Raw genomic sequence first — 14,948 nt, forward strand, 5'->3', positions numbered from 1 at the left:
TAAAGACATCTGTTAAAATTATGACAGGACAGGGGCTTATAGTTTTTTCTTAAAAAGAAACGTACTGGGGAATAATATCAGAAACTCTGAAAATAGAGGGGGGCTTATGATGGCTAACACAAATAGTGTTTCTGGCAATGATTTTATTAAGATGAAATCAGGAAAGAAACAGGAGTTATCAAACACGAAACTGCTCGGTATTGCCGGGATGGGCTGGATGTTTGATGCCATGGATGTAGGGATGCTTTCCTTCATCATAGCGGCATTGGCGGCAGAATGGAGTTTAACTCCCGGCCAAATGGGCTGGATTGGCAGCATCAACTCGATTGGAATGGCGGTCGGTGCGCTAATTTTCGGCTTAATGGCTGACCGAATCGGGCGGAAACATGTTTTTATCATTACTTTATTATTATTTTCGATAGGAAGCGGTGCATCGGCATTTGCAGGCTCTTTGACTGTCTTTTTAATTCTCCGGTTCTTAGTTGGAATGGGCTTAGGAGGAGAACTGCCGGTCGCTTCAACGCTTGTTTCCGAAAGTGTCCCGGCTGAAAAACGCGGCCGTATCGTTGTTCTATTGGAAAGCTTTTGGGCAGGCGGTTGGCTGATTGCAGCGGTCATTTCCTATTTCATCATCCCATCGATTGGCTGGCAGGCAGCGTTGCTTATCAGTGCGATTCCTGCCCTATATGCCTTATATTTGCGGATGGGGCTTCCTGACTCACCACGATTTGCAGCAGTTAAAACGAAGGAAAAGAGCTCCGTCCTTCATAACCTCACTCAGCTTTGGTCAAAAGAGTATAGCAGACAGACAGCTATGCTTTGGGTTGTCTGGTTCTGTGTCGTGTTTTCCTATTACGGAATGTTCTTATGGCTGCCGAGTGTCATGGTGATGAAGGGCTTCAGTTTGATTAAAAGCTTCGAGTATGTGTTGATTATGACGCTAGCTCAGCTGCCTGGTTATTTTACGGCGGCGTGGTGCATTGAAAGGTTTGGCCGGAAGTTTGTTTTGGTTGTCTACCTAACCGGAACGGCTGCCAGCGCTTATTTCTTTGGAACCGCAGACTCTACTGCACTGTTAATGGCAGCAGGAATTTTATTATCATTTTTCAACCTTGGCGCTTGGGGCGGGCTCTACGCCTATACCCCGGAGCAATATCCAACGGTAATCCGCGGTACAGGTGCCGGAATGGCTGCTGCCATCGGCCGTATCGGTGGTGTGCTCGGTCCATTATTGGTTGGCTACTTAGTGGCTCAAAAGTATGCTGTCTCTACGATTTTTACAATATTTTGTATATCCATTTTAATTGGTGCTTTGGCAGTGTTTCTTTTGGGAAAAGAAACGAAAAAACAAGAATTGGTATAATGATTTATTGGAGGGCCCTTTTTCAAGGGTTCTTTATTTCTGGAAAAACGAGGAATATATCCATATTTAGACAAAATAATTTAAAAATAGTTTGCTTTTTAAAGTAAAAATAAATACAGTTCCGCTTTAGCGGAATAACGTGTAAAAACGCCCAGAAATAAGCTTTTATTATTATTTTCAAAATTATTTTAAAATAGTGGATGTAGGTACTAGACGAACCCCTAATTATTATGTACAATGTTTTCAGAATATTATATGTTTTGGGAAGAGTTGCACAATGATTTGGGAAACTTTTAAAAAACAGGGGGTAATGTCGTGAGAAAAAGAAAATTAGCAGGTGTGTTTGCTTCATTTATGCTAGCTGCAGGCGTAATGGCCGGCTGTGGATCATCCACATCCACTAGTTCAGGCGGCGGGGATGAAAAGGGCGGCGAAATCAAAATCGGTGCCAACCTTGAGCTTTCCGGCGGGGTAGCATCCTATGGCCAGTCCATTAAGGAAGGTATTGACCTGGCACTGGAGGAAATCAATAAAGAGGGAATTGACGGCAAGAAATTGAAGCTGGTTGTCGTTGATAATAAGTCTGAAGCACCTGAAGCGATTAATGGCGCGACAAAGCTGATCAGCCAAGACAAGGTTTCAGCCATTATCGGTGCAGCAACAAGCGGAAATACAAAAGCACAGATTGAAATTGCGCAAAGCAACAATGTTCCAATCATCACGCCGACTGGTACGGCTGCTGACGTAACGGTAAAAGACGGCAAATTAAATGATTATGTTTTCCGTACATGCTTCATTGACCCATTCCAGGGCACTGTCGCAGCAAACTTTGCGGCTAAAGAATTAAAAGTAAAAACAGCTGCTGTATTTATTGACAGCTCCAGTGATTATTCAAAAGGTTTAGCGGCTTCCTTCAAAGAAAAGTTTGAAAAAGAAGGCGGCAAGGTTGTCACTCAAGAAGCATATGTGGCGAAGGATACAGACTTCCATGCCCAATTAACGAATATTAAAGGGAAAAACCCAGAATTCGTCTTCGTCCCTGGATATTATGAAGAAGTTGGTTTAATTGTCAAGCAGGCTCGTGAATTAGGTCTAGATGCGCCAATGATGGGTGCTGACGGCTGGGATTCTCCTAAACTAGTAGAACTTGCCGGCAAGGATGCTTTGAATAACACATTCATTACAAACCACTATTCTTCTGGCGATTCTGACCAAAAGGTTCAAGAGTTTGTAAAAGCCTTTAAAGCAAAATACAAGGACAAATCTCCAGATGCGTTTAACGCTTTAGGATATGATTCTGCTTATTTCCTTGCTGATGCCATCAAACGTGCTGGCGGCGGAGATTCCAAGAAAATTCAAAAGGCTCTTGCAGAAACAAATGGCCTTGATCTAGTAACAGGACAAATGAAGCTTGATAAGGACCACAACCCAATCAAATCAGCTGTCATCTTAGAGTACAAAGACGGCGAACAAACATTCAAAACGAAAGTTAATCCGTAATTGGAAAAGCGTAAGCTCCTAGGCGCTGGAGCTAGACAAATTTTATAACGTCAAATGAATAGGGAGCATGTTGATGTTCCCTATTCCAATTTATAAGGATTAGGAAAAATTTCCTATTCCCACTGGAAGGAGTTGCGACATGGAACAACTAATACAGCAGCTAGTCAACGGCATTTCATTGGGAAGTATTTACGCATTGATTGCCCTTGGGTACACAATGGTATATGGCATCGTCAAGTTAATCAACTTCGCCCATGGGGACGTCTTCATGGTCGGCGCTTTTATCGGTTTTTATTCTATTACTGTTCTCCATTTAGGATTTTTCCCAGCATTATTGATTTCAATGGTGGCCTGCGCAATTTTCGGCGTATTGATTGAACGGATTGCCTACAAGCCGCTTCGGAATGCGACAAGAATTGCGGCGCTGATTACCGCCATCGGGGTATCGCTTTTCATTGAATATGGCACCATTTATATCCGCGGCGCCCAGCCTGAGGCTTATCCAAGCAACATCGTTCCATTAAAAAGCCTGGAGATCTTCGGCGTTAAGATTAGCGGCCAGTCCATCCTAATTTTGGCCGTTTCCCTTTGTTTAATGATTATTCTTCAATTTATTGTCCATAAAACTAAGATTGGTAAGGCGATGCGCGCCGTTTCCCACGACCAGGATGCAGCCAAATTGATGGGAATCAACGTCAACAACACCATCTCTGCTACCTTTGCAATCGGATCTGCCCTTGCCGGTGCAGCCGGGGTGGTATTTGGAATGTACTATACAAAAATTGAGCCATTGATGGGGATCATTCCGGGCCTTAAGGCTTTCGTTGCCGCTGTTCTAGGAGGAATTGGTATTATCCCTGGGGCAATGGCCGGAGGATTATTATTGGGTGTCATTGAGGCCCTTGTCAGCGCAGCTGGAGGCTCGCTATTCCGTGACGCTGTAGCCTTTGTGGTGTTAATTTTAATCTTAATTTTCCGCCCTGCTGGTCTTTTTGGCAAAAATGTCAGGGAAAAGGTCTAGGGGGTGCTGGTGAGATGAAAAAGTTAAATAACGCAAAAGGCTTTTGGGGTTCCGTTGTTTTAGCTGTCGTTTTTGCAGTTGTCGTACAGTTCCTGATTAATGGCGGGACATTAAACCCTTTTTATGTAAATGCTCTGTTTTCAATCGGCATTAATATTATCCTTGCTGCATCGCTTCATCTGATCATTGGCATTACCGGGCAGTTTTCGATCGGCCATTCCGGTTTCCTTGCCGTTGGGGCATATGTTTCAGCCATTATCACAATGAAATTGGGATTGCCCTTCCCGGTCGCGATTCTGGCTGCCGGTGCGGCCGCTGCTGTTGCCGGTTTAGTCATCGGGGTTCCAACCCTAAGGCTCCGAGGCGACTATCTTGCCATCGCTACTCTAGGTTTTGCGGAAATCATGCGAATTGTCTTCTTGAATATTGATTATGTTGGCGGCGCTTCCGGGATGACGGTCTCCCACCTGATTACCTGGCCATGGCTGATTGCCTGTGTGGCCATTACCATTATCATCATTGTCAACTTTACGAATTCTACCCACGGCCGCGCCTGCATTTCGATTCGCGAAAACGAAATTGCTGCCGATGCGATGGGGATTAATACGACCTATTACAAAGTAATGGCGTTTGTCATTGGTGCCTTTTTTGCCGGTGTGGCAGGTGCCTTGCATGCCCATAACTTTTACATCATCCAGCCAACCAACTTTGGCTTTTTGAAGTCCTTTGATATTTTGATTTTTGTCGTGCTAGGCGGATTAGGAAGTATGTCTGGTGCAGTGCTGGCAGCGATTTTATTAACGATCATTTCAACGTTCCTAGCCAATTATCCGGAAGTTAGGATGGTTATCTACAGCCTTGTGTTAATTGCGATGATGCTGTTCCGCCCGCAAGGATTGATGGGAACAAAGGAAATTACGTCTTTCTTCAAGCTAGGTAAATCCGCGCAAGGAGGGTCTCAAGATGCGAACAAAAACACAGTTGCTTAAAGTAGAGAACGCAGGCATCCGATTTGGCGGTTTAAAAGCAGTATCCGGGGTCAACCTAGAGCTTTTGCAGGGAGAACTCGTCGGACTGATCGGGCCAAATGGTGCCGGTAAGACGACCTTCTTCAACCTGTTAACAGGTGTTTATGTTCCAACCGAGGGGACGATTTCTTTGGCCGGTGAAAAATTAAACGGCAATAAGCCATATAAAATTACCAAAAAGGGAATCAGCCGGACATTCCAAAACATCCGCTTGTTTGGCGAATTATCGGTCCTCGATAATGTAAAGGTTGCCTATCATTCACTGGCGAAGCATTCGATTTTCAGTTCAATCTTCCGCCTGCCTTCCCATTTTTCCGGTGAGAGAGAAATGGAAGAAAGGGCAATCGAGTTTTTAAAAATCTTTAAGCTTGATAATGTCCAGCATGAAATGGCGAAGAACCTGCCATACGGACAGCAGCGCCGCTTGGAAATTGCCCGGGCATTAGCAGCAAATCCTAAGCTATTGCTTTTGGATGAGCCGGCAGCAGGGATGAATCCGCAGGAAACTGATGAACTGATGAACCTGATTGCGTTAATTCGCGAAAAATTCTCGTTAACCATTCTTTTAATCGAGCACGATATGAATCTTGTTATGGGTGTTTGTGAAAGAATCTATGTATTGGACCATGGCCAGCTAATTGCCGATGGTACTCCGGAGGAAATCCGCAACAATCCAAAAGTCATCGAAGCGTACCTTGGCGAGGAGGTCTCTTAGTATGCTAAAAGTCAACGATATCAATGTCTATTACGGAAATATCCATGCATTAAAAGGAGTATCCCTCGATATTAACCAGGGTGAAATAGTGACGCTGATCGGTGCGAATGGTGCCGGAAAAAGCACGCTGTTAAAGACCCTTTCCGGGCTTTTGAAACCGAAGACTGGCGAGATTGTGTTTGAAGGCGAGCATGTTGCCGGCAAGGTGCCGCAATTGATTGTGAAGCGCGGGATCTCCCAGGTTCCAGAAGGCCGCCGCGTGTTTGCCAATATGTCGGTAGAGGAAAATTTGGAGCTAGGCGCCTTTTTACGTAAGGATAAGAAGGGCATCCAGGAGGATTTTGAAAAAATCTATCAGCTGTTCCCGCGCCTTTTGGAGCGGAAAAAACAGCTGTCGGGTACGCTGTCAGGCGGTGAGCAGCAGATGCTCGCGATGGGCCGGGCGCTGATGGCACGCCCTAGGCTGCTATTATTGGACGAGCCTTCCATGGGCCTTGCACCGCTGCTCGTCAAAACAATCTTCCAGATTATTGAGGAAATCAATAAAACGGGAACAACGATCCTGCTGGTTGAACAGAATGCGAACATGGCGTTATCCATCGCTGACCGCGCGTACGTCATTGAAACAGGAAAAATAGTCGCCTCTGGTTTAGCTGAAGAACTCAGTGCCAGTGACCAAATTAGAAAAGCCTACCTAGGTGGGCATTAAAAAAGGTATCGGAGTGAACTCCGGTACCTTTAAATTTTTTGCTGCTCCGAATCAAGTGTAAATTGAAAACGATGTTTCGGCTGGAATGAATGCTTAATTTTACTTTTGTATTCGACATACAATTGCTCAAGCCCCACTAAAGCAAGCGAGAAGAAATTAGCATAATTCTTTTGGACCTCCCACTTTAACTCGTTCTTGCCGCAAATGCTGTAATAGTTTAGTTCCTCAATTTCCTTGGCAAGCTTAGCCAGCTCTTCAGACTGTTTTTCTGTCGGAAGGGCCAGAATTTGGTCAATTTTTCTAATATAGGCCTTCGATTTTTCAATTTTCCCTTTAATATCCTGAAAGCCGGCTAGATCAATTAGCTGGTATTTTAATTTAAATTCATTTAACCTGTGTGCTGCTTCATAGGTGGCGCCGACGATTGTCTCTCGCGTCATATATTTTGTTTCATAGCTGAGCATATGTTTCCAGGATGGCTGGGTGATGGCCTTGCGATGGTCTTCGAGTGTCTGGCACAATTTTTTATAGCCATGGATTTCCGGGTGCTCAAAGGCCGGACTCGCCGGATCCAAAAATGGTGCGAGCGGGGCAACGAAGTAAAAGATTCTTGAGTCCTTCCCACAGGCCAGGTGGATAGTTTCACAAAAGTCGATATTTTCGATAGAACTTTCATACGTTTGTCCTGGAATCCCGACCATAAAGAACAGGTCAATTTTTTTACAGCCATTTTTGAGCGCGAACTGCAGTGTTTCGATAACCTTTTCATTTGAGCAGCTGAATTTCCCGTTATATTTCCTAATTTTTTCATCATGAGTTTCGAGGGTAATTTCAATGCTGTAATGAGGGACGCTTTCATTCATCAGCCGGAAAAATTCTTCATCTGCATATTGGAACAACTCAAAGACGATTTCGTTTTTTAGCTTCAATTTTTTTAACCGGTTAAAAAATTCCTCAACATATTCTTGTCCGCCTTGTCTCAGATCATGGAGGATAAATATCGGCGCGCGGCTGAACCGGGAAATAAATTGAATATCCTCGACGAGCTTTTTCGGTGACCGCAATGCTAGCGTTTGACGGTTGCAGTTTTGCCCATATGCCTCCCTCGAGCCGCCGCAAATCAGGCAGTTCTGTGTACATCCGCGTGCTGTCAGCAGTGCGGTGTTCGGGTATTGAAGCCAGCCGTTGTATGGCAGCGGGTCGAGGAAATTCCTATATTTGAAAACGGACCGAATGGTGTAGCGGTACCCGGGAACATCGATATCATCGAGATCCTTTGGCACGTACGTTAACGGATTATAGCCAGTCTCGCTGCTCTTTTTCCACGTTAAATTAGGAATATCCGCAAAGTGAGTATTTCCAGTCTCTAGCTTATTCATCAACAGCAGCATCAGTTTTTCTGTCGAGTCCCCGCGCATCACGAAATCAATAAATGGGTATTGGATTAACTCCTTGTGATAATACGTGGCCGACAATCCGCCAAAAATAATCGGTGTATCCGGATGATGCTGCTTGACGATTTTCGCCAGCTCGATGCTCCCGTGGGCATGTGGCAGCCAGTGCAGGTCAATGCCAAACGCACTTGCCCTGATCGATTTTAATTTTTTTTCGACATCAAAGTTTGGGTTCATTAGCATTCGGTTGGCGATATTGATGATTTTTACGCGGAGTCCATAACGCTCCAAATAGTCGGCGATGCTGGTCAGTCCAATCGGGTACATTTCAAAAACGGGCGAGGATGGAACAACATCACTGATTGGTCCGGCAAGCAAAGGATTTTTTCGGAAATCGTAAACACTTGGAGCATGCAGCAGTACTAAATCGTATTTCATGGGAAACACCTCTTTGATTTGTAGTGTAATAACTCCTTTTGGGGTATATATATAAATGTTTTTTTAAGAAAGAATTTGTGAGGAAATTCACAAGGTTTTCTAATACTATTATCGCTGTTTATTTTAGTTTACTATAGTAGTTGTTAGTTAGAGTGACAAACAGGTGACAAATTTTAGGTGATTTTGTGCCGAATTTACTACAAAGGTAGTAGGCAAGAATAATCCTTTAGCCAAATAGAAAACGCATAGCGGTTTATGACATAATAGTGGATATCAAACCATTATGGTTTGCGAGGGACCCAGTCCGGTTAGTGTGTTCATTAGACCGGGTTGGGTCCTTATTTTTACGGACGTTTGGCCGGCTGAACAGGCATTCATATTGTTTTCAATCTATAAATACATTAAACTAAAATAAACAGAAAATTAAGTAAATCGTCATAGATTTGGAGGGGAAGCTTTGGGCGATATCGGCATTTTGCAAAAAAAAGAGAAGCTATCAAGGCAATTCCTACAATTTATCTCTGTCTTTGGAGTGTTTATTTATTTTCAATTTGGCTTGTTTAATTTAATGGTACCCCGCGAGCCAATGATTTTGACGCTGCTGGTGATGTTTCTCTTTATTGTGGAGCTTTTTCCTGTTCCTGTTTGGAAAGGCCAAATAACCATCTCATTTCCATTGGTTTATGCCATATACCTTATGGATGGCTTAGCCTATACGATTGTTTTTTATGGGATTATTGTTACAGCCACCAACATTATGAATAGACGGCCGCTCCGAATTATTTTCTTTAATCCGGCCATGCAGGTCATTAGTTTTTATATTGCCCATCTGCTTTGCCAGTGGCTGTATCCACAGTTGCCAATCGAAGGGCTGTCAAGGGTGCTGCAGGGAATCATCCATTTTAATTTGCTCATCATCCCCTTTTATTTCATGAATAATATCATTGTGGATCTTGTTTTTGCTATCAGGCCACAAACGTATAATCTGAAAATCTGGAAGATGAAAGTTCTCTTTGAGGTTTATAGTTTTCTTTTTTCCTATGGTTATATTGTTTTGTTGCATGTTTTGGGAAATCAAAGGCGGGGAACGATTGATATTTTTTCTTTTTTCTTCTTTTTTATCCCGTTGGTCTGTGTGGCCCTGCTAAGCTCAATTATTGCCAATTTAAAAAAGGAAAAGGCAAAGCTGAAGGCATTGTTCAGCATTTCATCAGAGCTGAATAAAAAAATTGCCAGGTCTGATTGGTTAACTTTTTTAAAAAATAATCTTCAAGAATTTATTGATGTGGAAGCATGGATTTTGTGGAAACGTCCACCGGAAGGCTGGTTGTTCCGATTTGCGGCTGGCCCTGTCAAGGAAGATTTAACGATGTCGGAGGAAACGGCTGCCGCCCTGGATAAAATGACAAAATTAACCGTTTATCATAATGCCAAAAGAGACCCGAGTCCGGCAGGGATTTTTTTTAAGGAGGAAATAGGGTCAATACTTTATGCCCCCTTAATTTTAGAAAAAGAGCTGGTTGGGATGTTTGTTTTTGGGAGAAGCCGGACCAACAGTTTTAGCGAGGAGGATATGCGCTCTGCGGCTACCCTTGCCAATCAGCTGGCAGTCCTTATTAAAACAAGATGGCTGTTTGCCGAGCAGGAGAAGCGGTTGATTTTAGAAGAAAGAAATCGGATTGCCCGGGACATCCATGACGGTGTGGCCCAGTCGCTCGCCGGTGCGATTATGAATCTGGAAACGGCACAGCGGAAATTTGCGAAGATGCCGGAGGATTCACTTCGGTTAATGGGCGAGAGCACCGAGAAACTAAGGCGGGGTCTGAAAGAGGTGCGGGAATCCATTTATGCGTTAAGGCCATATCCAACAGAACGGGTGGGACTATTGTCGGCGATATCCGCGAAAATAAATACGGTTAAGCGGGAGCATAAGCAGAATATCAAGTTAGAGACCAGAGGTCCTGAATTTCACCTGAGCCCGATGGTTGAAAAAATTATTTTTGATATTTGCCAAGAGAGCCTTCAAAATGCCGTAAAGCACGCTGAAGCATCGAAAATTGATATTCTGTTAAGCTATCAAAAGGAGAATGTGCTTTTGAAGGTGAAGGATAATGGCAAGGGTTTTTCGCTTTTCCAGGCCATGGTCAAGGCCCGAGAGCACCCGCATTTTGGAATATTACATATGAATGAATCGGCTGATAAAATTCAGGCCTCACTGCAGATAGACAGCCGAGAAGGAGCCGGAACAGAGATAACCTTAACGGTGCCAAGAATGGGGATTGAAGGGAGTGAGTTGCGTGATCAAGCTTATGCTAGTCGATGATCATGCCGTTTTACGGGATGGGTTGAAAAATATTTTGGAAATGGAAACCGATATTGAGGTGATTGCGGAAGCGATCAATGGCAATGACGCAATTGAAAAGGTAAAAGGGGTAATGCCGGATGTGATTTTGATGGATATTAACATTCCTGAGAAGAATGGCATTGAAGCAACGAGCATTATAAAAAAAATGTACCCATCTATTAAGGTTTTGATTCTGACGATGTTTGACCATGATGAATATTTTATGTCGGCGATTCGCGAAGGGGCCGACGGTTATTTGCTGAAGGATGCCCCTTCTCAGCATGTGGTCGATGCGATTCGGGCGGTGGCAAACGGGCAGTCGGTCATCCACCCATCGATGACGAAGAAGTTTTTGGGCTTTTTCCAGCCTCCGGCTAAACCAGAGCCAGCTGAGGAAGAAAAGGCTGCGGATTCGACGCTGACTGAACGGGAGAAGGAAGTGCTTCTATGCTTGGTTAAGGGCATGAATAACAAAGAAATCGCCCAAACGCTGTTTATCAGTGACAAAACGGTCAAAATCCACGTGTCCAACATTTTCAAGAAACTTGGCGTTAAAAGCCGGTCCCAGGTCGTTATTTATGCTGTACAGAATCAGCTTGTGCCGTTGACGTAGTGGGTATATGAAGTTTGCTAGAGAACCATGCTGGCGGGTCTAGGTTCTCTTTTTTTGGTCTGGTCCATTTGTCCTGTTTCAGGATTTTGCGAGTACTATCTGGTAAAACGTTGGTAGGATTACAAAATAGTACCTTTTCCTGTTAGAAATAGACTCTTTGTTGAATAGGATATTTGGTGGAATTTTTAGATAATTAAGGGAGTCTATGTTAGAAAAGGGGAATGTATTATGAAAAGATGGTTAACTGGCTTTGTCATCTGTGCCTTATTACTAACTCTTGTTCTGCCAAATCTTCCGAAGGCTAAAGCGGATATCACGACAGCTGTCCTTGATTCACGGCTGGTGAAAGCACTTAAGAATGGGACCCAGCCGCTCCAGGTCATTGTTACCTTTGACGGCGTGGGTGCACCGACACAAGACAATGAGGACCTATTATTGAATTTGGGCATTACCAAAGGAATCTCAATGAAAGAACTGCCGATTGTCGGTGCCTTCGCAACAAAAGACCAAATTGAAAAGCTTGCTGCTGCACCTGGGGTCAAATCGATTTACTTGAATCGGAACCTCGAATACTATAATGCCGATGCAACAGCCATGACAGGCGTTGATAAAGCGCGGGCAGACACTGCCATGACAGAGGCAAACGGCGGACTTCCGATAACAGGCAAGGGTGTCGGCGTAGTCATTAACGACAGCGGCGTGGACGGTACCCACGGGGACCTGCAGTTTGGCAGCCATCTCGTCCAGAATGTCTTGGGCAGTGCCAATTTGAATAGCTTGACAGGCGGTTTGGTGCCAATTAAATATCTTGAAAATGTACCGAATACAGATACCAACTCTGGACACGGGACCCATGTTGCAGGGATTATCGGCGCAACTGGCGCCATGTCAGGCGGAAAGTATGAAGGTGTCGCTCCTGGTGCTGATTTAATCGGCTACGGTACCGGTGCTGCCCTGCTTGTACTCGATGGAATCGGCGGCTTTGATTATGCCATTGCCAATAAAGAAAAGTATAATATTCGCGTTATTAACAATTCATGGGGCGGCTCGGGTGATTTTGATCCGAATGACCCTATTAATCTCGCAAGTAAAGCAGCCTATGACAATGGCATTTCCGTATTATTTGCGGCAGGTAATGAAGGGCCGGCGGAAAACACCCATAATCCATATGCGAAGGCGCCATGGGTCATTTCCGTTGCCGCTGGGGATAAGAACTTTAAATTAGCGGATTTCTCTTCTCGGGGAACGAAGGGAGTTGGCGGTACATTTACCATGGACGGACGGGCTTGGACGTGGAAGGATGAGCCGGACATTACCGCTCCTGGAGTCGACATAATTTCGACACGTGTCGTTGCCCCGGTTTCCAGCCTAGGGCTGACAACAGATGTAGGGTTGATTGAACCTTTATATCTGCCGTTTTATACAACGATGAGCGGCACCTCAATGGCAACTCCGCATGTTGCTGGAATCGTGGCGCTGATGCTTGAAGCAGATCAATCCTTAACCCCTGACCAGGTTAAACAGGTGCTGCAGGATACCGCCACCACCATGCCGGGCTACGAATCTTGGGAAGTCGGCGCTGGCTACGTTAACGCGTATGCTGCCCTGCAACAAGTACTATTCAAGTAAATCTCGTAAAGTTAGGAGAGAGAGCCCGTACGACGGTGCAGGCTCTCTTTTTATTTGCATTTACCTCCTAATTCCGGACCAGCCCTAAAAAAAGCCAGGCGGTTAGCATGGCTCAGGTAATTTCCCCCCTTTTTAATTTTTCTCGCCTAACTTTGCTATTTACTCGCCGATTTCTTGAATTTACTCGCCAACCGCCAATTACCATCTACGTCAAAAAGTTTAGGTTGGAAAGTAAAGTGATATATTTGGAAAGTATTTTATAAGATTTGGAAAGTAAATCCGAAATAAATGTAAGTATTTTTTAAAAAAGGAAAGTAAATCGAGCAAAAGTGTAAGTAATTCCAAAAAACTGGATATCGATGACCTGTTTTTTAAAAATTCCCTTCTTTTTTTGCTAAAATAAAAGAAAAATTAGAAGGATGATTAGGATGGCACAGGCCAAAACCAATGCAATGCGCATTTTGGATGCGCAAAAGATTTATTATGAGGTGCTTACGTACGAAAATAAGGATGGAAAAATTGATGGAGTGTCGGTTGCTGAGAAAATTGGCAGGAATCTGAAAGAGGTCTATAAAACGCTCGTCACTCAAGGGGCAAGCAAAAACCTTTATGTGTTCGTCATTCCTGTTGCCGAGGAATTAAACCTGAAAAAGGCGGCTAAAGCGGCCGGGGAGAAGAGCGTCGAAATGATTCCGGTGAAGGATATTCAAAAATGGACCGGTTACATCCGCGGAGGCTGCTCGCCCATCGGCATGAAAAAGCAATACCGAACCTTCATCGACCAAAGCTGCTCAGAAATTGAGGCAATCGTCGTCAGTGCCGGAAAAATCGGCATGCAAATCGTGCTTGCGCCCAACCAATTAAAAGAAATCACCGACGCAGAGTTGGCTGATGTAATAAAATAAATTTCCCTTTATAAAAAAATCAGTTTTTCGCATAGGCATTCACCTATAAACAACAAAAGCATAAGATATGGTGAACTTAATCTTTGTGATTGAAATTGCCTAATGGCAATGTTGATTTTTAAAAAGGGAGTGTTAATGAATGGCAGGGAAAGTTAAAAACTATTTTGCCGGCGGCAACACCGCCAGGGGATTTCATAATTTGTACGATTCCAACCTGCAGGGACTTGACCGTTTGTTTATTTTAAAAGGCGGGCCTGGCACAGGCAAATCGTCGCTTATGAAAAAAATCGGCAAGGAGTGGGTAGAAAAAGGCTATGACATCGAGCTTCTTCACTGCTCCTCTGATAATAACTCCATTGATGGAGTGATAATTCCGGCTTTAAAGGTGGGCATTGTTGACGGAACTGCCCCGCATGTGATTGAGCCAAAAGCACCTGGTGCGGTGGAAGAGTACATTAATCTGGGTGAAGCATGGAATGCTAAGGCACTAAGTGCGCAAAAAAAGGTCATTCAAAAACTGACTAATCAAATTAGTGAGGCCTTTGCGACAGCCTACGCTACTTTTAAGGAAGCGCTTGAAATTCATGATGATTGGGAAAAAATCTATATAAACAGTATGAACTTCCAAAAAGCGGACCAATTGACCAAAAAGCTGATTGAAACCTTTTTTGGAAAAATGAGGTTAAGCAAACAAGCCGATGTTCGCCACCGTTTTCTTGGGGCCGCCACACCAAAAGGCGCTGTTGATTTTGTCCCTAATTTAACGGAGGACATTCAAAAACGCTATTTTATTAAGGGGCGACCAGGCTCCGGCAAGTCCACGATGCTGAAAAAACTAGCTGCTGCAGCAGAGGAGCGGGGCGTCGATGTAGAAATCTATCATTGCGGCTTTGACCCTAATAGCCTCGATATGTGTATTTTTAGAGAGCTGGGGATTGCCATTTTCGACAGCACCGCACCGCACGAGTATTTCCCAAGCCGCGACGGTGATGAAATCATTGATATGTATGAAATTCTAATCGAGCAGGGAACAGATGAGATCTTCGCCGATTTTATCAGCAAAATTTCCACCAAGTATAGAAACAAAATGACAGAGGCCACAAGCTGGCTCGCCAAAGCGAAAGAACTCCACGATGAGCTTGAAGCCATTTATATTTCCGCAATGGACTTCACAGTGGTCGAAAAAATCCAGACTAAAATTGCTTCAGAAATCAATGCATTAGCTGGGGTAAACGCTTAGAACCAAGGGGCCTGATCCCTCCCGCAATAAGATTTAATGCGTTGGGGTC

At 44.1% G+C, this 14,948-nt stretch carries 12 protein-coding genes; 11 read left to right on the forward strand and 1 reads right to left on the reverse strand.

What is annotated here, in order from left to right:
- Nucleotides 1–151 precede the first annotated feature (151 nt).
- From KHA99_RS08565 to KHA99_RS08590, 6 genes are all read left to right on the forward strand, one after another.
- A complete protein-coding gene (locus KHA99_RS08565) occupies nucleotides 152–1,363 on the forward strand; it encodes an MFS transporter (protein ID WP_213117954.1) in 1,212 nt (403 codons plus the stop codon).
- A 315-nt stretch (nucleotides 1,364–1,678) separates the two neighbouring features.
- Nucleotides 1,679–2,863, forward strand: coding sequence for an ABC transporter substrate-binding protein (locus tag KHA99_RS08570; protein WP_213117045.1), 1,185 nt, complete (start codon nucleotides 1,679–1,681; stop codon nucleotides 2,861–2,863).
- A 139-nt stretch (nucleotides 2,864–3,002) separates the two neighbouring features.
- Nucleotides 3,003–3,884 carry a branched-chain amino acid ABC transporter permease gene (locus tag KHA99_RS08575; RefSeq protein WP_213117046.1) on the forward strand — a complete coding sequence of 294 codons (882 nt, stop codon included), beginning with the start codon at nucleotides 3,003–3,005 and terminating at the stop codon, nucleotides 3,882–3,884.
- Nucleotides 3,885–3,898: 14 nt separating this feature from the next.
- Nucleotides 3,899–4,873: a branched-chain amino acid ABC transporter permease gene (locus KHA99_RS08580; RefSeq protein WP_213117047.1), complete on the forward strand. Its 975-nt coding sequence runs from the start codon at nucleotides 3,899–3,901 to the stop codon at nucleotides 4,871–4,873.
- Entirely contained in the window at nucleotides 4,848–5,627 is a 780-nt protein-coding gene (locus tag KHA99_RS08585; protein ID WP_213117048.1) for an ABC transporter ATP-binding protein, read from the forward strand. The genes KHA99_RS08580 and KHA99_RS08585 overlap by 26 nt, the downstream gene beginning before the upstream one ends.
- Before the next feature lies 1 nt (nucleotide 5,628).
- A complete protein-coding gene (locus KHA99_RS08590; RefSeq protein WP_213117049.1) occupies nucleotides 5,629–6,336 on the forward strand; it encodes an ABC transporter ATP-binding protein in 708 nt (235 codons plus the stop codon).
- A 29-nt stretch (nucleotides 6,337–6,365) separates the two neighbouring features.
- Here KHA99_RS08590 and KHA99_RS08595 read toward each other — a convergent pair whose 3' ends face one another.
- Nucleotides 6,366–8,168 (reverse strand): TIGR04190 family B12-binding domain/radical SAM domain protein, encoded by a 1,803-nt coding sequence (locus KHA99_RS08595; protein WP_213117050.1) that lies wholly within the window; start codon nucleotides 8,166–8,168, stop codon nucleotides 6,366–6,368.
- 457 nt (nucleotides 8,169–8,625) lie between these two features.
- On the opposite strand from KHA99_RS08595, the gene KHA99_RS08600 reads away from it, so the two are divergent.
- From KHA99_RS08600 to KHA99_RS08620, 5 genes are all read left to right on the forward strand, one after another.
- Nucleotides 8,626–10,491, forward strand: coding sequence for a GAF domain-containing sensor histidine kinase (locus tag KHA99_RS08600; RefSeq protein ID WP_213117051.1), 1,866 nt, complete (start codon nucleotides 8,626–8,628; stop codon nucleotides 10,489–10,491).
- Complete coding sequence (locus tag KHA99_RS08605) at nucleotides 10,466–11,125, forward strand: response regulator (RefSeq protein WP_213117052.1); 660 nt, start codon at nucleotides 10,466–10,468, stop codon at nucleotides 11,123–11,125. Before KHA99_RS08600 ends, KHA99_RS08605 begins: the two co-directional genes overlap by 26 nt.
- Nucleotides 11,126–11,353: 228 nt before the next feature.
- Nucleotides 11,354–12,754 carry a S8 family serine peptidase gene (locus KHA99_RS08610; RefSeq protein ID WP_213117053.1) on the forward strand — a complete coding sequence of 467 codons (1,401 nt, stop codon included), beginning with the start codon at nucleotides 11,354–11,356 and terminating at the stop codon, nucleotides 12,752–12,754.
- A gap of 428 nt (nucleotides 12,755–13,182) precedes the next feature.
- Nucleotides 13,183–13,659 carry a Cys-tRNA(Pro) deacylase gene (gene ybaK, locus KHA99_RS08615; RefSeq protein ID WP_213117054.1) on the forward strand — a complete coding sequence of 159 codons (477 nt, stop codon included), beginning with the start codon at nucleotides 13,183–13,185 and terminating at the stop codon, nucleotides 13,657–13,659.
- 139 nt (nucleotides 13,660–13,798) lie between these two features.
- Entirely contained in the window at nucleotides 13,799–14,899 is a 1,101-nt protein-coding gene (locus KHA99_RS08620; protein ID WP_213117055.1) for a PRK06851 family protein, read from the forward strand.
- Nucleotides 14,900–14,948: the final 49 nt, after the last annotated feature.

It is taken from the genome of Neobacillus rhizophilus (assembly GCF_018343535.1).
In the GTDB taxonomy this organism is placed as follows: Bacteria; Bacillota; Bacilli; order Bacillales; family Cytobacillaceae; genus Neobacillus; species Neobacillus rhizophilus.

What these genes read in the sequence shown, in the direction of transcription:
- KHA99_RS08565 (WP_213117954.1), top strand. Translation starts at nt 152, where the DNA reads ATGAAATCAGGAAAGAAACAGGAGTTATCAAACACGAAACTGCTCGGT.
- KHA99_RS08575 (WP_213117046.1), top strand. Translation starts at nt 3,003, where the DNA reads ATGGAACAACTAATACAGCAGCTAGTCAACGGCATTTCATTGGGAAGT.
- KHA99_RS08580 (WP_213117047.1), top strand. Translation starts at nt 3,899, where the DNA reads ATGAAAAAGTTAAATAACGCAAAAGGCTTTTGGGGTTCCGTTGTTTTA.
- KHA99_RS08585 (WP_213117048.1), top strand. Translation starts at nt 4,848, where the DNA reads ATGCGAACAAAAACACAGTTGCTTAAAGTAGAGAACGCAGGCATCCGA.
- KHA99_RS08590 (WP_213117049.1), top strand. Translation starts at nt 5,629, where the DNA reads ATGCTAAAAGTCAACGATATCAATGTCTATTACGGAAATATCCATGCA.
- KHA99_RS08595 (WP_213117050.1), bottom strand. Translation starts at nt 8,168, where the DNA reads ATGAAATACGATTTAGTACTGCTGCATGCTCCAAGTGTTTACGATTTC.
- KHA99_RS08610 (WP_213117053.1), top strand. Translation starts at nt 11,354, where the DNA reads ATGAAAAGATGGTTAACTGGCTTTGTCATCTGTGCCTTATTACTAACT.
- ybaK (WP_213117054.1), top strand. Translation starts at nt 13,183, where the DNA reads ATGGCACAGGCCAAAACCAATGCAATGCGCATTTTGGATGCGCAAAAG.
- KHA99_RS08620 (WP_213117055.1), top strand. Translation starts at nt 13,799, where the DNA reads ATGGCAGGGAAAGTTAAAAACTATTTTGCCGGCGGCAACACCGCCAGG.